Here is a 17,339-nt window from a genome sequence, read left to right on the forward strand (position 1 = left end):
CCGCGCACTCACGTCTATCCAATTTGTTGAGGCAGCCCCTCACCCCAACCCTCTCCCCGCGAAGAGCGGGGAGAGGGAGAAGCTAGAGCGGTTGCATTGTCGTGAATCGACAAAACGCGCTATGCGTTGACGCATGCCGCAGCCGCTTGCCCGCATCGTCGACCAGTTGAAGCGCGAGCCGTCACGCACGGGCTCGATCATCATCACCGTGTTCGGCGATTCCATCGTGCCGCGCGGCGGCTCGGTGTGGCTCGGCACGCTGCTCGAATTCTTCAAGTCGCTCGACATCGACGGCAACGTGGTGCGCACCGCGATGTCGCGGCTCGCCGCCGACGGCTGGCTCGAGCGCAACAAGGTCGGCCGCAACAGCTTCTATCGGTTGAACGCCAGGGGACGGCAGACCTTCGACACCGCGACCAGGCACATCTACGATCCGCCGCCGTCGGACTGGACCGGCCGCTTCGAGCTGTTGTTGATCGGCAATGCCGAGGACCGCGACGCCGCGCGCGAGGCGCTGAAGAATGCCGGCTTCGGCAGCCCGCTGCCCGGCGTGTGGGTCGCGCCGTCGGGGGCTCCGATCCCCGATGAAGCGTCGCGCGCGATTCGTCTCGAAGTCTCCGCGGAAGACGACAGCGGGCGCCGGCTGCTTAGCGAGAGCTGGCCGCTCGATCGCACCGCGGACGCCTATCTGAAGTTCATGAAGACGTTCGAGCCGCTGCACGGCTGGATCATCAGAGGCGAGAGGCTGAGCGACGCCGACGCCTTCACCGCACGCATCCTTCTGATCCACCACTACCGGCGGGTCGTGCTGCGCGATCCGCTGCTGCCGTATCAGCTGTTGCCGAAGGACTGGCCGGGCAGGGCCGCGCGTAAACTCTGCGGCGAGATCTATCGCGGGCTGCTTTCGCCGTCGGAACAATGGCTTGACGACCATGCCACCAACGAGGCCGGGCCGCTGCCGAAGCCCAACGGGGCCGTGGCCCGCCGTTTCGAGGGCGTCTGAACATATTACAAAAACCTCTTGCATTTGGATATTTGTGTTATATATTCCTGCCCAACAACACACTGGGAGGTCGGCCATGTACACGCAGGCGCTCAACTCATCCGACGGCGACGATCGCGGCGTCGAGGATGTCGCCCGTGCCAGTCAGTTCCAGGCCCGCATCGATGCCGACGAGCGCATCGAGCCGAACGACTGGATGCCCGCGGCGTATCGCAAGACGCTGACCCGGCAGATTTCCCAGCACGCCCATTCCGAAATCGTCGGCATGCTTCCCGAAGGCAACTGGATCACCCGCGCGCCGTCGCTGCGCCGCAAGGCCGCGCTGCTGGCCAAGGTGCAGGATGAATGCGGCCACGGGCTCTATCTCTACGCCGCCGCCGAGACGCTCGGCACCTCGCGCGAGGAGCTTGTCGACGCGATGCTGTCGGGCAAGGCGAAATATTCCTCGATCTTCAATTATCCGACGCTGACCTGGGCCGACATCGGCACCGTCGGCTGGCTGGTTGATGGCGCGGCGATCATGAACCAGATTCCGCTGTGCCGCTGTTCCTACGGGCCCTATGCGCGCGCGATGATCCGCGTCTGCAAGGAAGAGTCGTTCCATCAGCGCCAGGGCTTCGAGATCATGGTGACGTTGTGCCGCGGCACCGCGGAGCAGAAGGCAATGGCGCAGAACGCGCTCGATCGCTGGTGGTGGCCGGTGCTGATGATGTTCGGTCCGCCGGACCAGGTGAGCCAGCACAGCGACACCTCGACCAAATGGAAGATCAAGCGCTTCTCCAACGACGAGCTGCGCCAGAAATTCATCGACGCCACCGTGCCGCAAGCCGAGTTCCTCGGGCTGACGATTCCAGATCCCGGCATGAAGCAGAACGACAACGGCAATTGGGAACACAGCCCGATCGACTGGGACGAGTTCAAGCAGGTGCTGGCAGGCAACGGTCCCTGCAACCGCGATCGCCTCGCCGCGCGCCGCAAGGCGCATGACGAAGGCGCCTGGGTGCGGGAGGCCGCGATGGCCTATGCCGAGAAGCGCAAGAGCCGCCAGCTCGCGCAAGCCGCCGAATAAGGGAGCGCCGCCATGGCCACGCCGAACGTACCGCTCTGGGAAGTCTTCATCCGCAGCCGCAACGGGCTTGCGCACAAGCACGTCGGTTCGCTGCACGCGGCCGACGCGACGCTCGCCCTGCAGGCCGCGCGCGACATCTACACCCGCCGCGGCGAGGGGCTGTCGATCTGGGTGGTGCCGTCGAATGCCATCACCGCGTCCGACCCGTCCGAGAAGGGCATGATGTTCGAGCCGGCGGAATCCAAGATCTACCGTCACCCGACCTTCTACGACGTTCCCGACGAAGTCGGGCATATGTGACTCTCATCCGTCATGGTGAGGAGGCGCGTAGCGCCGTCTCGAAATGACGCCCCGATCGCAATCGCGGCCATCCTTCGAGACGCCTGCTGCGCAGGCTCCTCAGGATGACGTCGAGCAAGTGGATGCAGGTGGAATAGAGAACATGGCAACCGCCAATATCGAAGTCTCCGAAACGCCGCTGGTGCTGTACGCGCTGCGCCGTGCCGACGATACGCTGATCCTTGGCCATCGTCTCTCCGAATGGTGCGGCCATGCGCCCGCGATGGAAGAGGACATGGCGCTCGCAAATATGGGCCTCGACCTGCTCGGCCAGGCCCGGGAGCTCTACACTTACGCCGCCAAGGTCGAAGGCCGGGGCAATGATGAGGACAAGTTCGCCTATCTGCGCGACGTCAGGCAGTATCGCAATCTCCTGCTGGTCGAGCAGCCGAATGGCGACTTTGCCCGCACCATGGTGCGGCAGTTCTTCTACGCGGCGTTTGCCGATCTCTACTGGCGCGCGATGATGGCGTCCGCCGATCCGACGTTTGCCGCGATTGCGGCGAAGTCGGAGAAGGAGAGCGCCTATCACCTGCGGCATTCGTCGGAATGGATCGTCCGTCTCGGCGACGGCACCGAGGAGAGCCATCGCCGTGCGCAGGACGCGATCGATGACCTCTGGGCCTATACCGGCGAGATGTTCGCGGTCGACGACGGCGAGCGCAGCCTGATCGATGCCGGCATCGCGATCGACCCTGCGGTGCTGCAGCCGCGCTGGCTGAAGACGGTCACCGGCATCGTCAACGAGGCGACGCTGGCGCTGCCATCCGGCAACTGGATGCAGCAGGGCGGCCGCAGCGGCCGGCACAGCGAGCATCTCGGCCATCTCCTCAGCGAGCTGCAGTCGATGCAGCGGACCTTTCCGGGGGCAACATGGTGACGGCGGCACTCAGCGATGCCGATCTGCGCCGGCGCGCCTGGAGCGCCGCCGCGCAGGTGGTCGATCCCGAAATCCCGGTGCTGACCATCGCCGATCTCGGCGTGCTGCGCGACGTTGCCGTCCACGACGGTCATGTCGAGGTCGCGATCACACCGACCTATTCCGGCTGTCCGGCAATGAACATGATTGCGCTCGAGATCGAGCTGGCACTGGAGCGCGAAGGCATTCACCGGCCGAAGGTGCGCACCGTGCTGTCGCCGGCCTGGACCACCGACTGGATGAGCGAGGACGGCCGCCGCAAGCTCAGGGAATACGGCATCGCGCCGCCGCTGCCAGGCTCCTCGCGCCGCGCGCTGTTCGGCGAGCAGCAGGTGGCGTGCCCGCAATGCGGATCGGGCGATACCGAACTGCTGTCCGAATTCGGCTCGACCTCCTGCAAGGCGCTGTGGCGTTGCAAGAGCTGCCGTGAACCCTTCGACTACTTCAAGTGTCATTGACCATGTCGACTCCGCGCTTTCACCGTCTGTCCGTCAGCGATCTGCGCCGCGAGGCGTCGGACGCCATCTCGATGAGCTTTGCGATCCCCGACGATCTGCAAGGCGACTACCGCTTCACGCCGGGACAATATCTGACGCTGCGCACCACCATGGACGGCGAGGAGGTTCGCCGCTCCTACTCGATCTGCTCCGGCCCCGACGATGGCGAGCTGCGCATTGCGGTGAAGAAGGTCGATGGCGGCGCCTTCTCGAACTGGGCCGCCGACGAGTTGAAGGCCGGCGATGAGCTCGACGTGATGACGCCGACCGGCCGTTTCGGGGTCGCGCATGCACCCGGCGAGGCGCGGACCTATGTCGGCTTCGCCGCCGGCAGCGGCATCACGCCGATCCTCTCGATCGTCAAGGGCGTGCTGGCGCGCGAGCCGGACAGCCGCTTCTTCCTGTTCTACGGCAACCGCTCGACCGAAGGCGTCATGTTCCGTGAGGAGCTGGAGGAGCTGAAGGACCGCTTCATGCAGCGGCTGTCGGTGTTCCACGTCATCTCGGGCGAGGAGCAGGACATTCCGATCCTGCACGGCCGGCTCGACGGCGAGAAGGTGCGGGTGCTGCTGCGCTCACTGGTGCCGGCCGCGACCGTCGATCACGTCTTCGTCTGCGGCCCGGCCGCGATGAGCGAGATCATCGAGGCGACCTGCCGCGAGATCGGCATCGCCGACGAGCGCATCCATGTCGAACGCTTCGTCTCGGAGTTCGGCGGCAAGCCGCGTCCGAAAGTGGTCGTTCCCGCCGGCGCGCCGCCGAAGGCAATCGCCGGATTGATCATCGACGGCAAGCGCCGCGAGGTCCCGGTGGCCGACGGCGAGTCGATCCTCGACGCCGCGCTGCGGGCCGGCATGGACCTGCCGTTCGCCTGCAAGGGCGGCATGTGCTCGACCTGCCGCGCCAAGCTGGTCGAAGGCGAGGCGCCGATGGATCTGAACTATTCGCTGGAGCCGTGGGAGCTGAAGGCGGGGTTCATCCTCACCTGCCAGGCCAAGCCGTGCTCCGGCAAGGTCGTGGTCGACTACGACCACGTCTAGTTATTGATCGTCATTCCGGGGCGATGCGCAGCATCGAACCGCAGATGCGCAATGGCGCATCGGGGAATCTCGAGATTCCGGGTCTGGTCCTTCGGACCATCCCGGAATGACGGAAGTAGCGTTGACGCCTCACGCGTCGCGCCCAACACTGATGTGACACCAAGAGGCCCTTGCAACGGGCCCGCGCACAGGGAGTTCGATGTGAACGTGAAGGCCACGCTATCGCCCGAGGACGTCGCCCGCGCCTGCGCGGATGCGATGTGGAAGGAAGACGACGCCAGCAAGGGCCTCGGCATGGAGCTCGTCGAGATCAGGCCGGGACGGGCTACGATGGCGATGACGGTGCTTCCGCACATGGTCAACGGACAGCGCATCTGTCATGGCGGCTACATCTTCACGCTGGCCGACTCCGCCTTCGCCTTTGCCTGCAACAGCCGCAACGATCGCGCGGTGGCGGCGCAGGGCAACATCACCTTCATCCGGCCCGGCAAGCTCGGCGACCGTCTGGTGGCGAGCGCGCGCGAGATCTCGCGCAGCGGCCGTTCCGGGATTTATGACGTGCGCGTCACCGCCGGCGACGGCGTGATCGCCGAATTCCGCGGACATTCGCGCGTGATACAAGGCACCTGGCTGCCGGACACGGATATCAAGGCATCATGATTTCGGGAGATATGTGATGGTGACGGCAAAGCTCAACGTCAGGGATAGCGGCTATCACGCCGAGCTCGACGGTGCCGAACGCGCCTCGCGCGACGAGATCATGGCGTTGCAGACCAGGCGGCTCGCCTGGTCGCTCAAGCATGCCTATGACAATGTCGCGCACTACAAGAAAAGCTTCGACGCCGCCGGCGTGCACCCGTCCGACTTCAGGCAGCTTGCCGATCTCGCCAAGTTTCCCTTCACGGTGAAGACCGATCTGCGCGACAATTATCCCTTCAACATGTTCGCGGTGCCGCGCGAGCAGCTGGTGCGGGTCCATGCTTCATCAGGCACGACCGGCAAGCCGATCGTGGTCGGCTACACCAGGGCCGACATCGACACCTGGGCCGACGTGATGGCGCGCTCGATCCGCGCCGCCGGCGGCCGCACCGGCATGCTGATGCACAATGCCTATGGCTATGGCCTGTTCACCGGCGGTCTCGGTGCGCATTACGGCGCCGAGCGGCTCGGCTGCACGGTGATCCCGATCTCCGGTGGCATGACCGAACGGCAGGTGCAGCTGATCAACGATTTCAAGCCCGACATCATCACGGTGACGCCAAGCTACATGCTGGCGATCCTCGACGAGTTCAAACGGCAGGGGCTCGATCCGCGAAAATCATCGCTGAAGTTCGGCATCTTCGGCGCCGAGCCATGGACCAACGCGATGCGCGTCGAGATCGAGCACGCCTTCGACATGGACGCCACCGACATCTACGGGCTGTCGGAGGTGATGGGCCCCGGCGTCGCGCAGGAATGCGTGGAGACCAAGGACGGCCTGCACGTCTGGGAAGACCACTTCTACCCCGAGGTGATCGACCCCCTGACCGGCAAGGTGCTTGCTGACGGCGAGAAGGGCGAGCTGGTGTTCACCTCGCTGACCAAGGAAGGCTTTCCGATCATCCGCTACCGCACCCGCGACCTGACGCGGCTGTTGCCGGGCACGGCGCGGCCCGGCATGCGGCGGATGGAGAAGGTGACCGGCCGTTCCGACGACATGATCATCCTGCGCGGCGTCAACGTGTTCCCGACCCAGATCGAGGAGGCCCTGCTGGCGACCGACTGGTGCGGCGGCCACTTTGTAATTGAATTGACCCGCGAGGGCCGCATGGACGAGATGACGGTGCTCGCCGAAGCCCGGCCCGAGAGCTGGGACGGCGAAGGGCTGACGGCGCACGCCGAGAAACTCTCCGGCTTCATCAAGAACACGATCGGCATCTCCACCCGCATCCGCGTTGTCGCCCCCGAGACGCTGGAACGGTCGCTCGGCAAGGCGAAACGTGTTTACGACAAGCGGCCGAAAGCCTAGCCTTGCGCCCATAGCAAGAGGGCGCAGGGTTCGATGGCAAATTCGACTGAAACGACCGCCGCTGAGATCGTGGCGGCGATCCGCGACGGGAAGGTGACGGCGGTCAGCGTCGTGGAGGCGGCGCTCGATCGCGCCGAGCGGCTCAAGCAACTCAATGCCTTCATCCTGCTGAACCGGGACGGCGCACTTGCCGCGGCACGCGAGGTGGATTCCGGCGCACGGACCGGTGCGCTTGCCGGCCTGCCCATCGTCGTCAAGGACAACATCAACACATCAGATCTGCCGACATCGGGCGGCACGGCGGCGCTGCAACACGCGCGACCTGCGCGCAATGCGCCGTCGCTGCAAAAGCTGCTCGACGCGGGTGCTGTCGTCATCGGCAAGACCAATTTGCATGAGCTCGCCTTCGGCATCACCAGCACCAATCTCGCGCCGTTCGCGGGACCGGTGAGGAATCCGTACGACACCAGCCGGATCCCCGGCGGATCGTCGGGCGGAACGTCCGCGGCGATCGCCGCGCGTATCGCCACCTGTGGCCTCGGATCCGACACCGGCGGCTCGACCCGCGTGCCCGCGGCGCTGACCGGCACCGTCGGCTTGCGGCCGTCGGTCGGCAATGGCGGCGCCGAGCGGCGCTACCACGATGACAATCAGGTGGTTCCGATCAGCCATACCCGCGACACCGTCAGCCCGATGGGCCGCACGGTCGCCGATGTCGCGCTGCTCGATGCCGTGATTACAGGCACGCCGCTCGCCACTGGCATTCCGTTGCGCGGCGTGCGTCTCGGCATTCCCGCCTGCTTCTGGAGCGGCCTCGATCGCGACGTCGAGGCTGTCGCCCGCGCAGCCTGCGCACGGCTCACGGCGGCTGGCGTGGTGCTGGTCGATGTCGATATACCTGACCTGTTCGAGCAGAACGGCAAGGTGTCCTTCGTGGTCGCGCTGCATGAACCGATCGCCGATATTCCGGCCTGGCTCGCCGCCTCCGGGATCGAGGGAATCACGCTTGCCGATATCGCCGCGAAGGTCGCCAGCCCCGACGTCATCGGCGCGTTCGGGGCCATTACCACGGACGCCTTCGGCGCCGCCTATGATGATGCGATCAAGGTGCAGCGGCCGGCGCTGCAGGCGATCTATGCCGCCTATATCAGGGACAACAAACTGGATGCCATCCTGTTTCCGACCACGATCGCGCCTGCGTCGGTCATCGATGAAAAGAACGGGTCCGGCGACGTGTCGGTCAATGGCGGCGAGCCGGCGCCGACTTTCGGCACCATGATCCGCAACACCGATCCCGGCAGCAATGCCGGCCTTCCCGGCTTGTCGCTCTATGCCGGAATGACGCCGGGCGGCTTGCCACTCGGGCTCGAGATCGATGGTGCGGTCGGCAGCGATGCCAGACTGCTCGGGCTCGGCTTGTCGATTGAGGCGATCCTGGGCACGGCCCCGCCGCCGAAGCTCTGAGTCCACCGGCTCGCAACAAGCCCCTTGAATTGGTCGGTCAGTCGATTAGTCATGGTCTGAGGCCGTCTGGCCGCCACGATCCGCGTGCTTTGCGGCGCGCTTCATGACTGAGACTGGAATGCTCATGCCGCCGGCCCCGCAAGCAAATCGTCATCCTGTCGATGCTCGTTGCGTCCGCCTGCTGACGAAGGCGGAGAACGCGGCTGCGGTGGCGCCGGTGGTCGAGACGCATGCACTGTCGTGCGGGGACAACGATGTCCTGATCGAGGTGAAGGCGGCGGCGGTGAATCCGTCCGACGTGAAGGCCGCGACCGGGCTGATGCCCTATGCCGTGTTCCCGCGCACCTCCGGCCGCGACTATGCCGGCGTCGTGATTGACGGTCCGTCGGGCTTGATCGGGCGCGAGGTGTTCGGTTCATCAGGCGATCTCGGCATCCGCCGCGACGGCACCCACGCCACGCATCTCGTGGTCGAGCGCGATGCCGTGGTGGAAAAACCCGCCGGCATCTCCTGGGACGAAGCCGCCGGGATCGGCGTGCCCTTTGTCACCGCGATGGAAGGCCTGCGCCGCGCCGGACTGCCGAAGGCGGGCGAGACCGTGCTCGTGATGGGCGTCAACGGCAAGGTCGGCCAGGCCGCCGTGCAGATCGCAAGCTGGCACGGTGCGCGCGCGATCGGCGTGGTGCGCAAGAGCGAGCCCTATGAGGGCCACACGAATTCGCCGGTCGAGGTGATCGATGCCTCCACCACCGATGTCGCCGCGCGGGTGCGCGAGCTGACCAGCGGCAAGGGCGCCGACATCGTCTACAACACGGTCGGCGATCCTTATTTCCAGGCCGCGCACAAGTCGCTGGCGCTGCGCGGCCGACAGATCCTGATCGCCGCGGTCGACCGCATCGTGCAGTTCAACATCCTCGAATTCTACCGCGGACAGCACACCTATGTCGGCATCGACACGCTCGCGCTGTCGTCGGTTGCGACCGGCGAGGTGCTGCGCGAGCTCGCGCCGGGCTTTGCCAGCGGGCATCTGAAGCCGTTTCCGATCAGGCAGAACGCGATCTATCCACTGGAACAGGCCAAGGCGGCGTTCGTTGCCGTCGCCGGCTCGTCGCGCGACCGCGTGATCCTGCGACCGTAATTCACCGTCATTGCGAGGAGCGAAGCGACGAAGCAATCCATTCTCTCCCGTTGTGGTGGTATGGATTGCTTCGCTTCGCTTCGCTCGCAGTGACGAACTCTTGAGGACCCTTGCATGGACTCCGCCACGATCGTCATCCTCGCCGCCCTGATCATCGGCCTGATCTACGGCTCGGTCGGACTCGTCAGCGGCTTCTGCATGATGAGCGGCCTGCGCGGCTGGTGGGCGGAGGGCGACGGCCGGCTGGCACGTACCTACGCGTTGGCGATGGGCGTTGCGATCGCGGCCTCGCAGCTGCTGGCGGCGGCGGGCCTCGTCGATCTCGGCAAGTCGATCTATCTGCAACCGTCATTCTCGGCGCCGGTGATGTTCCTCGGCGGCCTGCTGTTCGGTTACGGCATGGTGCTGTCGAATGGCTGCGGCTCGCGCGCGCTGGTGCTGCTCGGGCGCGGCAATCTGCGTTCCCTGGTGGTCGTGATCGTGCTCGGCATCTTCGCCGAGATGACGCTGAAGGGACTGATTGCGCCTATGCGGATCGCAATGGTGCAGTCGTCTCAGGCCACGGTCGCCGCCAATTCGGTGCCGGCCCTGCTGGCAAGCGCCGGCCTCGGTGCGGTGCCGGCGCGGATGATCGCGGCCTCGGTGCTCGCGGCCGTGCTGATCATCTTCGCCTTCGCTTATGCGCCGTTCCGAAAATCGCCCGGCCAGATCGCGGCCGGCCTGATCGTCGGCCTGCTGGTGGCGGCAGGCTGGTACGCGACCGGCTATCTCGGCGCCGATGATTTCAATCCGGTGCCGGTGACGTCGCTGACCTTCATCGCGCCGATCGCCGACGCGCTGCAATATGTGATGCTGTCGACCGGCTCGACGCTCAATTTCGGCATCGTCACCGTGTTCGGCGTGTTTGCCGGCAGCCTGATTACGGCGCTTGCCACCGGACGCTTCGAGCTCGAAGGCTATCGGTCGCCGCAGCACATGCTGCGCTCGGCCGGCGGCGCCGCGCTGATGGGGGCGGGCGGCGTCATGGCCTTCGGCTGCTCGGTCGGGCAGGGGCTGACCGGGCTGTCGACGCTGTCGCTGTCATCGTTCATCGCTATCGCCGGCATCCTGCTCGGCACCGGTGCAGGTCTGCGCGGGGCCTTGCGGGTCAGGCCGCTGGCGACGGCCTAGGGCGCTTACTCATAACCGGCGGCTTCCGGTCATAAAGCGGAAGTTGCCCGGTTCGGTAGTTATCGGCGGCTTATGACCCAGAGCTGTCATTGTGCCGCCGGTGGAAAAGGATAGGCTTAGCGTCGAAACGAGGTCGGTTGTGGGCCGTATATCCGCTGCCGCATCACGAATTAGATCGGTGGGGCCATGGCAGTAAAAAAAGACACGGGAACGCCACAGGCAAAAAGTGTCGAGCTTCTGGTAGCGATGACCGGCAAGGCGAGTCCCGCGAAAGCGGCCGAAGGCGACAAGCCGGTATTTGCCTATATCGAGAGCCTTCCCGAACCGCAGAAGAGCATCGCCAAACATGTCGATGCCTTGGCCGCCAAGGCAATCCCCGACCTCAAACGCGCGGTGAAATGGGGAATGGCTTACTATGGCGTTCCCGATGGGTGGTGCTTCTCTTCCGGCGCCTTCGTCGGTCACCTGAAGCTGATGTTCATCCGAGGCAACGAACTACAACCGGAACCCCCAGTGACACCGTTCAGAATGGGCAAGGCCACCCGCGGCGTCGAGTTGACCGCCATGGACGAGTTCGACGACGACCAGGTGCTTTCGTGGATGGCTCAGGCCGCCAAGAAACCGTACGTCACGGCGGCGATGAAGAAGAAGAAATAGGCCTCCTGGCGGCTGCCGCTTCTGGCCCAAGGCCGACATGCAGCGACGTCGGTTTTGACGTCAGCTTCCGAGACCGAAGCGGACGTGACGAATCCATGAGTACAGGCCCTAATTACGCACGCGCCGGTGCATCCGCGAGCGAGCTCAGCGCGATGCCGCCGACGATCAGGGCCGCGGCAATCGCGAGCGACATATCTATCGGTTCGCCGAGCAGCAGCGCCGCGGTGACGATCCCGACGATCGGCGTCCCCGTCGTGCCGAGTGAGGTCGTGAGCGCCGGCAGGCTCTTGTTGACAACAGACATCGCCCAATAAGCCAACGCCGTGCCGATGAAGCCGGAATAGAGGAACAGCAGCACGAGGTGCGGCGACCATGTCACCGTGGGCACGCCCTCGGTGACCAGCGCCGTCGTGGTCAGTACCAGCGTCGCGACGAGCACTTGCCACAGCAACAGCTGCAGCGGCGTCGCGATCCAGCGGTGTGAGCGGATATAGATGATGTTCGCGGCCCAGCAGATCGCGGCGACGATGATCATGCCGGCGCCGGCAATGATGTGCAGATTGCTCCAGTCCAGCGACGCCGGGTTGAGGATCACGCAGAGGCCGGCGAGCCCCGACGCGACCCCGACCAGCTTCAATGTACCGAGCCGTTCGGTCCGCGCGGCACCGGCGGCAAGAGCGACCCAGAGCGGCGTGGTGTAGCCGAGCACCACGCCCTTGCTCGCCGGCAGATAGCGCAGGCCGGCGGCGGTCAGTGTCGAGAAGAACGTCATGTGCAGCAGGGCGACGCTGAGCACCACCGGGACATCGGCGATTCGCGGAATGATCAGATTGTCGCTGGCGCGCAGGATCACCAGCAGGGCGATCAGCGCGACCCAGCTCCGGATCGATGCGGTCCATAGCAGCGGCACCGCCTGGACCAGCGATTTCGTCACCGACCAGTTGATGCCCCAGGCCAGCACCACGACGACGAACAAAGCGGCGGCTTTGGCTGGCGACTGCGACTGGTTCACGGCGGCATCCTTGCAGGCGATACCGCTTGTGAATAGGATCATGCTGGCTCTCTCGAAAGGGCCAGATTGGATAGACTAGAGGAGCCAGATTGATCCTCGCCGAATTGCTCGTGCTGAAGCGGTCGGATGATGCCGGGCTAGCCGCGCAGCTGACGGGGCAGCTGCGCGCGCTGATGGCGAGTGGCCGGATCAGGAGCGGGGCCATGCTGCCGTCGAGCCGCAGCCTTTCGGCCGAGCTCGACGTGTCGCGCAACACGGTGACGCATGCCTATGAGCAGCTCGCGGCCGAGGGCTATCTGCGCGTCGCCGCGCGGCGGCGGCCGGTGGTCACCGACGATATCGAGGCACGCTTTGCCAAGGCTATGCCGGCGCCACGGCGAGACGCCGCCCGCAAGCCGCTGCTGTCGCCCTGGGCCTTGCAGCTCTCGGAGGCCGATTGGCCGCTGTCGTACCAGGCCGAATTCCGGCCGCTCCGTCTCGGGTTTGCGGACGCGCGCGATTTTCCGCACGAGATCTGGGCGCGCTGCCTGCGCCGTAGCGCGCTGCGCCGCCGCTTCAACGACCAGACCGTGGTCAACCGGCCAGCGCTGCGCGAAGCCTTGCGCGACTACCTCGAAATCAACCGCGGCGTGCACGCCGAGGCCGACCAGATCCTGATCCTGCCGACCGCGCAGGCGGCGCTGACGCTGATCGCGGCGACCACAATCGTATCAGGCGATGCGGTCTGGACCGAGGATCCCGGCTATCCCGGCGCCGCAGCGGCGTTTCGCGCGGCCGGCGCCGACGTCGTCGGCGTCAGGCTGGATCAATGGGGCATGACGCGGATGCGCGCGGCGCGTGCGCCGAAGCTGATCTTCACGACGCCCTCACATCAGCATCCGACCGGACGGGTGATGCCGGTTGCGCGCCGCACCGAGCTGCTGGCGACGGCCGAACCCGGCAAGACCTGGATCGTCGAGGACGATTACGACGGCGAGTTTCACTATGACAGCCGCCCGATGCCGGCCCTGCAAGGGCTCGATCGCGAGGGGCGCGTGCTTTATGTCGGCACGTTCGCGAAGGCGATGACCGCCGATATCCGCATCGGCTATCTGGTGGTGCCGCCATCACTGGCGCGGACGATGGAGATCGCGCAGCGGCATCTCGGGCTGATCGCCTCCGTGCACGTCCAGGAGGCGCTGGCCGGTTTCATGACCGACGGTCATTTCCTGGCGCATGTCAGACGGATGCGGCGGATCTATCGCGCGCGCCGGGATCACCTCGCCGCGGCGCTGGCGCGGCAGCTCGGCGAGGTGCTCGCGGCCGAGGTCCCGCCCGGCGGCATGCAATTGATCGCCCGCTTCAAGGACGGCGGCGCCGACCGGAGCGCCGTGACGCGGTTGGTCGCCGCCGGCGTCGAGGTGCGCGCGCTGTCGAGCCTCGCGCTGGAACGGCCGCGCGACCATGGCCTGTTGCTCGGCTTCGCCGCCTGGCGCGAGAACGAGATCGGCGCGGCGGTCCGGATCATGGCGAACTGCCTGGCCGGCAAGCGCGCGGCGCGTGGGTAGACGGCGAGAGGTGCTTTCACGATTTCGGAATATTAGAAAAATATCCCTGAGTTGCCCGACGTGTCAAGTAGCCTTGTCGAACGCCGGCGGCCGCCGGCTACTTTGCATGGGGTTGTTTTCGATATTTCAAGTGGAGAGCGGATACAGCTGACATGCTGCTTCGGCTCGGCCCATCTCGCTGCGTCGCAGGTTCTACTCCGCCGCCTTGGTGACGATCCGCACCTCCGACGTCAGCGTCTTGTGCACCGGGCATTTGTCGGCGATCTCCATCAGCCGCTTCCGTTGCTCGACGTCGAGCTCGCCCTCGATCCGGATGACACGGTCGATCTGGTCGAGCATGCCCTCGCGCGTCTCGCACTCCTCGCAATCCTTCGCGTAGATCTTGTTGTGCGTGAGCGTCACGGTGATGCGCTCGACCGGCAACTGCTTGCGGTCGGCATACATCCGCATCGTCATCGAGGTGCAGGCCCCGAGCCCGGTGAGCAGGAAATCGTAAGGGCCGGGGCCGGTATCCTGACCGCCGACGGCGGCCGGCTCGTCGGCCAGCATGCGGTGCGGCCCCGTGGTGACGATCTGCTGGAACTTGCTGGCGCGGGTCTCCTGCACCACGACGTTGCGCGGTGCGGCGCCGGTGTCTGCTGCCGGCTGCGGTGCGAGATCGACGTAGCGTTCCGCCCAGGCGCCGATCAGGTCGGCGACATAGGCGGCATCCTGCTTGCCGCTCAGGAGATGGTCCGCACCCGCAAGCGAGACGAAGCTCTTGGGGTGTTTGGCGGCGATGAAGATATTGGTGGCGTTGTCGATGCCGACCGTGTCGTCGGTCGGCGAGTGCATGACCAGCAGCGCCTTGTGCAGGCTTTTGACCTGCGCCATCAGATTTTGCTCGGCGACGTCGTCGAGGAATTCGCGCTTGATGCGGAAGGGACGGCCGGCGAGCGACACTTCGCCTTCACCCTGGGTGCGGATGTCCTCGATGCGGTCCTTGAAGAAATGCGTGACATGGGCGGGATCGGAGGGTGCGGCGATGGTGGCGACCGCCTTCGCCTCGGGGATCTGGCCCGCGGCCGCGAGGATCGCGGCGCCGCCGAGGCTGTGGCCGATCAGGATTGCGGGCGCCTTGCGCGTCTCGCGCAGATGGTCGGCGGCGCGGACGAGGTCGGCGACGTTCGACGTGAAGGTCGAGTTGGCGAAATCGCCCTCGCTGGAGCCGAGGCCGGTGAAATCGAACCGCAAGGTGGCGATGCCCTTGGCGGCGAGCGCGACCGCGATGCGCTTTGCCGCCAGCACGTCCTTGCCGCAGGTGAAGCAATGCGCGAACAGCGCATAGGCCTTGATCGGCCCGTCCGGCGTATCAAGTGCTGCGGCCAGCTGATGGCCGTCCACACCGGTGAATTGAAAGCGTTCGTGCGGCACGGGCAGGCTCCATTTTTCTTGGTGGTTGTCAGTCGCCAGAATAGCGCTGTTCGGCCCAGGGATCACCGCGATTGTGATAGCCGCGCACCTCCCAGAAGCCCGGCGCATCTTCGGTCAGGAATTCGATGCGCTGCAGCCATTTGGCGCTCTTCCAGAAATAGAGATGCGGCACCACGAGCCGCACCGGGCCGCCATGCTCCTGCTCGAGCGGCTTGCCCGACCAGCTATGGGCGAGCAGCGCGTCCTCGGCGGCAAAATCCTCGAGCGGCAGGTTTGTCGTATAACCGTCATAGGAATGCAGCGCGACGAAGCGCGCGTCCTCGCGCGGCCGGCAGGTGGCGAGCAGGTCGCGTGTGGCGAGTCCCTCCCACTGATTGTCGTAGCGCGACCAGGTCGTGACGCAGTGGATGTCGGAGACGAATTGCGTCTGCGGCTGCGCCATGAATTGCGGCCAGCTCCAGTAGATCGTCTGCTCGACCGCGCCGTAGACGTCGAGCCGCCAGCGCTCCTGCGAGACGTTGGGCATCAGTCCGAGATCGAGCACCGGCCAGTCCGCCGTCAGATGCTGGCCCGGCGGCAGGCGCTGCTCCTCCGGCCGGGTGATCTTGCCGGTGAGGAACTTGCCTTCGCGCGCCCAGCGCTGCTTGCTGCGCGTCAGCTTGCTCTCGGGCGGTTCCTGGTCGTCGGTCATTGGCGTCGTGTCATCATTCGTGGCGATGCATCGCGGATTCGTGCTTGGTGTCGCGCATCGTCGAATAGATCAAGAGCGACAGGAAGATCATGCCGCTGAGGTAATAATAGAACCAGTCCTCGTGCCCGACGCTCTTGAAATAGAGCGCGACCGCGGGCGCGGTGCCGCCGAAGATCGACACCGTGATCGCATAGGGCAGGCCGACGCCGAGGGCGCGGACATTGGTCGGGAACAGCTCGGCCTTCACGATCGCATTGATCGAGGTGTAGCCGGCGACGAAGATCCAGGCACCGCAGATCAAGAGGAAGGCGATGAACGGCGACTTGGTGTCCTTCAGCGCTGTCAGGATCGGCACTGTCGAAATCGTGCCGACGACACCGAAGAAGATCAAAAGCGGCTTGCGGCCGATGCGGTCGGAGAGGCCGCCATAGATCGGTTGCAGGATGGTCGCGAAGATGAGCGAGCCGAAGATCACGAAGGTGGTCTGGTCCTCGGTCAGCCCGACCGACAGTTTCACGAAGGTCTGCATGTAGGTGGTGAAGGTGTAGAACGCCGCGGTGCCGCCGGCGGTGAGGCCGACCACCAGCAGCAATTCGCGCGGGTAGTTCAACAGGCCGACGATCGAGCCGGTCGGCTTCGACACCTTCTTGGCCTCCTCGAACGCCTCGGTCTCGTGCAGGCCGCGCCGCATCACCGCGGCGAAGATCGCAAGCCCGGCGCCGATCACGAACGGGATCCGCCAGCCCCAGGCCTTCAGCTCGTCCGAGGTCAGGAATACCTTCTGCAGCAGCAAGAGCACGATGATCGCGGTGAGCTGGCCGCCGATCAGTGTGACGTATTGGAAGCTCGAGTAGAAGCCGCGGTGCTTGGGATCGGCGACCTCGCTGAGATAGGTGGCGCTGGCGCCGTATTCGCCGCCGAGGCTCAACCCCTCGATGATGCGGGCCAGCGCCAGGATCGCCGGCGCGGCAATGCCGATGCTGGCATAGGTCGGCGTCACCGCGATGATCAGCGAGCCGAAGCACATGCAGACCACCGACAGCGTCAGCGACAGCCGCCGGCCGTAGCGGTCGGCGATGTAGCCGAACAGCCAGCCGCCGAGCGGGCGCATCAGGAAGGTCGCGGCAAACAGCACGGCGGCATTGAGCTGCTGCACCACCGGATCGCTGTGCGGGAAGAACGCCGGTGCGAAATACAGCGCGAACGCTGTATAGGCGTAGAAATCATACCACTCGACGAGATTGCCGACCGAGCCGATGAAGATCGCCTTCACCCGCCGCTCGACATCGTGGATGTCGAGATGATCGCTCGCGGATTGAGCGGTTTGATCGGTCATAAGCTAGCCTCCCGGACTCGTCGGTTCGATTCCGGG

General features: G+C 65.5%; 17 protein-coding genes. 13 read left to right on the plus strand and 4 right to left on the minus strand.

Going from position 1 to position 17,339, the window contains the following annotated elements; all coding sequences use genetic code 11:
* Window positions 1–133: 133 nt before the first annotated feature.
* From paaX to G6P99_RS15595, 12 genes are all read left to right on the plus strand, one after another.
* Window positions 134–1,003: a phenylacetic acid degradation operon negative regulatory protein PaaX gene (paaX, locus tag G6P99_RS15540; RefSeq protein ID WP_029078062.1), complete on the plus strand. Its 870-nt coding sequence runs from the start codon at window positions 134–136 to the stop codon at window positions 1,001–1,003.
* 76 nt (window positions 1,004–1,079) lie between these two features.
* Window positions 1,080–2,072, plus strand: a complete 993-nt coding sequence (gene paaA, locus G6P99_RS15545) for a 1,2-phenylacetyl-CoA epoxidase subunit PaaA (protein ID WP_029078061.1) — start codon at window positions 1,080–1,082, stop codon at window positions 2,070–2,072.
* A gap of 12 nt (window positions 2,073–2,084) precedes the next feature.
* Entirely contained in the window at window positions 2,085–2,372 is a 288-nt protein-coding gene (paaB, locus tag G6P99_RS15550) for a 1,2-phenylacetyl-CoA epoxidase subunit PaaB (RefSeq protein WP_016842890.1), read from the plus strand.
* 142 nt (window positions 2,373–2,514) lie between these two features.
* The gene (gene paaC / locus G6P99_RS15555) at window positions 2,515–3,291 is read left to right on the plus strand and encodes a 1,2-phenylacetyl-CoA epoxidase subunit PaaC (RefSeq protein WP_029078060.1); all 777 of its coding nucleotides are present in this window, start codon (window positions 2,515–2,517) and stop codon (window positions 3,289–3,291) included.
* Window positions 3,285–3,788, plus strand: coding sequence for a 1,2-phenylacetyl-CoA epoxidase subunit PaaD (gene paaD, locus G6P99_RS15560; protein ID WP_029078059.1), 504 nt, complete (start codon window positions 3,285–3,287; stop codon window positions 3,786–3,788). Before paaC ends, paaD begins: the two co-directional genes overlap by 7 nt.
* Window positions 3,789–3,790: 2 nt before the next feature.
* Window positions 3,791–4,867, plus strand: a complete 1,077-nt coding sequence (gene paaE, locus G6P99_RS15565; protein WP_035975974.1) for a 1,2-phenylacetyl-CoA epoxidase subunit PaaE — start codon at window positions 3,791–3,793, stop codon at window positions 4,865–4,867.
* Window positions 4,868–5,068: 201 nt separating this feature from the next.
* Complete coding sequence (gene paaI / locus G6P99_RS15570; RefSeq protein ID WP_165128683.1) at window positions 5,069–5,527, plus strand: hydroxyphenylacetyl-CoA thioesterase PaaI; 459 nt, start codon at window positions 5,069–5,071, stop codon at window positions 5,525–5,527.
* Window positions 5,528–5,543: 16 nt separating this feature from the next.
* Window positions 5,544–6,875 carry a phenylacetate--CoA ligase PaaK gene (paaK, locus tag G6P99_RS15575; protein ID WP_165128685.1) on the plus strand — a complete coding sequence of 444 codons (1,332 nt, stop codon included), beginning with the start codon at window positions 5,544–5,546 and terminating at the stop codon, window positions 6,873–6,875.
* A 33-nt stretch (window positions 6,876–6,908) separates the two neighbouring features.
* The gene (gene iaaH, locus G6P99_RS15580) at window positions 6,909–8,339 is read left to right on the plus strand and encodes an indoleacetamide hydrolase (RefSeq protein ID WP_165128687.1); all 1,431 of its coding nucleotides are present in this window, start codon (window positions 6,909–6,911) and stop codon (window positions 8,337–8,339) included.
* A 103-nt stretch (window positions 8,340–8,442) separates the two neighbouring features.
* A complete protein-coding gene (locus G6P99_RS15585; RefSeq protein ID WP_371261119.1) occupies window positions 8,443–9,477 on the plus strand; it encodes a quinone oxidoreductase family protein in 1,035 nt (344 codons plus the stop codon).
* 114 nt (window positions 9,478–9,591) lie between these two features.
* Complete coding sequence (locus G6P99_RS15590) at window positions 9,592–10,647, plus strand: YeeE/YedE family protein (RefSeq protein ID WP_029078053.1); 1,056 nt, start codon at window positions 9,592–9,594, stop codon at window positions 10,645–10,647.
* A gap of 186 nt (window positions 10,648–10,833) precedes the next feature.
* On the plus strand, window positions 10,834–11,304 hold the full coding sequence (locus tag G6P99_RS15595; RefSeq protein WP_029078052.1) for a DUF1801 domain-containing protein: 471 nt from the start codon (window positions 10,834–10,836) through the stop codon (window positions 11,302–11,304).
* 112 nt (window positions 11,305–11,416) lie between these two features.
* On the opposite strand, the gene G6P99_RS15600 is transcribed toward G6P99_RS15595, so the two are convergent.
* Window positions 11,417–12,358, minus strand: a complete 942-nt coding sequence (locus tag G6P99_RS15600) for a DMT family transporter (RefSeq protein WP_051345957.1) — start codon at window positions 12,356–12,358, stop codon at window positions 11,417–11,419.
* Between the two features lie 47 nt (window positions 12,359–12,405).
* On the opposite strand from G6P99_RS15600, the gene G6P99_RS15605 reads away from it, so the two are divergent.
* A complete protein-coding gene (locus G6P99_RS15605; protein ID WP_084518250.1) occupies window positions 12,406–13,863 on the plus strand; it encodes a PLP-dependent aminotransferase family protein in 1,458 nt (485 codons plus the stop codon).
* Window positions 13,864–14,055: 192 nt separating this feature from the next.
* On the opposite strand, the gene G6P99_RS15610 is transcribed toward G6P99_RS15605, so the two are convergent.
* The 3 genes from G6P99_RS15610 to G6P99_RS15620 are packed head-to-tail and all read right to left on the minus strand — an operon-like array spanning window position 14,056 to window position 17,303.
* Window positions 14,056–15,276: a bifunctional alpha/beta hydrolase/OsmC family protein gene (locus tag G6P99_RS15610; RefSeq protein ID WP_029078049.1), complete on the minus strand. Its 1,221-nt coding sequence runs from the start codon at window positions 15,274–15,276 to the stop codon at window positions 14,056–14,058.
* Between the two features lie 28 nt (window positions 15,277–15,304).
* On the minus strand, window positions 15,305–15,967 hold the full coding sequence (locus tag G6P99_RS15615) for a sulfite oxidase-like oxidoreductase (RefSeq protein ID WP_029078048.1): 663 nt from the start codon (window positions 15,965–15,967) through the stop codon (window positions 15,305–15,307).
* A 13-nt stretch (window positions 15,968–15,980) separates the two neighbouring features.
* Complete coding sequence (locus tag G6P99_RS15620; protein ID WP_029078047.1) at window positions 15,981–17,303, minus strand: MFS transporter; 1,323 nt, start codon at window positions 17,301–17,303, stop codon at window positions 15,981–15,983.
* Between the last annotated feature and the right edge of the window lie 36 nt (window positions 17,304–17,339).

Origin of the sequence: Bradyrhizobium sp. 6(2017) (assembly GCF_011058295.2) — a bacterium.
Lineage (GTDB): Bacteria > Pseudomonadota > Alphaproteobacteria > Rhizobiales > Xanthobacteraceae > Bradyrhizobium > Bradyrhizobium septentrionale.

What these genes read in the sequence shown, in the direction of transcription:
- paaX (WP_029078062.1), top strand. Translation starts at nt 134, where the DNA reads ATGCCGCAGCCGCTTGCCCGCATCGTCGACCAGTTGAAGCGCGAGCCG.
- paaA (WP_029078061.1), top strand. Translation starts at nt 1,080, where the DNA reads ATGTACACGCAGGCGCTCAACTCATCCGACGGCGACGATCGCGGCGTC.
- paaB (WP_016842890.1), top strand. Translation starts at nt 2,085, where the DNA reads ATGGCCACGCCGAACGTACCGCTCTGGGAAGTCTTCATCCGCAGCCGC.
- paaC (WP_029078060.1), top strand. Translation starts at nt 2,515, where the DNA reads ATGGCAACCGCCAATATCGAAGTCTCCGAAACGCCGCTGGTGCTGTAC.
- paaD (WP_029078059.1), top strand. Translation starts at nt 3,285, where the DNA reads ATGGTGACGGCGGCACTCAGCGATGCCGATCTGCGCCGGCGCGCCTGG.
- paaE (WP_035975974.1), top strand. Translation starts at nt 3,791, where the DNA reads ATGTCGACTCCGCGCTTTCACCGTCTGTCCGTCAGCGATCTGCGCCGC.
- paaK (WP_165128685.1), top strand. Translation starts at nt 5,544, where the DNA reads ATGGTGACGGCAAAGCTCAACGTCAGGGATAGCGGCTATCACGCCGAG.
- iaaH (WP_165128687.1), top strand. Translation starts at nt 6,909, where the DNA reads ATGGCAAATTCGACTGAAACGACCGCCGCTGAGATCGTGGCGGCGATC.
- G6P99_RS15585 (WP_371261119.1), top strand. Translation starts at nt 8,443, where the DNA reads ATGACTGAGACTGGAATGCTCATGCCGCCGGCCCCGCAAGCAAATCGT.
- G6P99_RS15590 (WP_029078053.1), top strand. Translation starts at nt 9,592, where the DNA reads ATGGACTCCGCCACGATCGTCATCCTCGCCGCCCTGATCATCGGCCTG.
- G6P99_RS15595 (WP_029078052.1), top strand. Translation starts at nt 10,834, where the DNA reads ATGGCAGTAAAAAAAGACACGGGAACGCCACAGGCAAAAAGTGTCGAG.
- G6P99_RS15600 (WP_051345957.1), bottom strand. Translation starts at nt 12,358, where the DNA reads ATGATCCTATTCACAAGCGGTATCGCCTGCAAGGATGCCGCCGTGAAC.
- G6P99_RS15615 (WP_029078048.1), bottom strand. Translation starts at nt 15,967, where the DNA reads ATGACCGACGACCAGGAACCGCCCGAGAGCAAGCTGACGCGCAGCAAG.
- G6P99_RS15620 (WP_029078047.1), bottom strand. Translation starts at nt 17,303, where the DNA reads ATGACCGATCAAACCGCTCAATCCGCGAGCGATCATCTCGACATCCAC.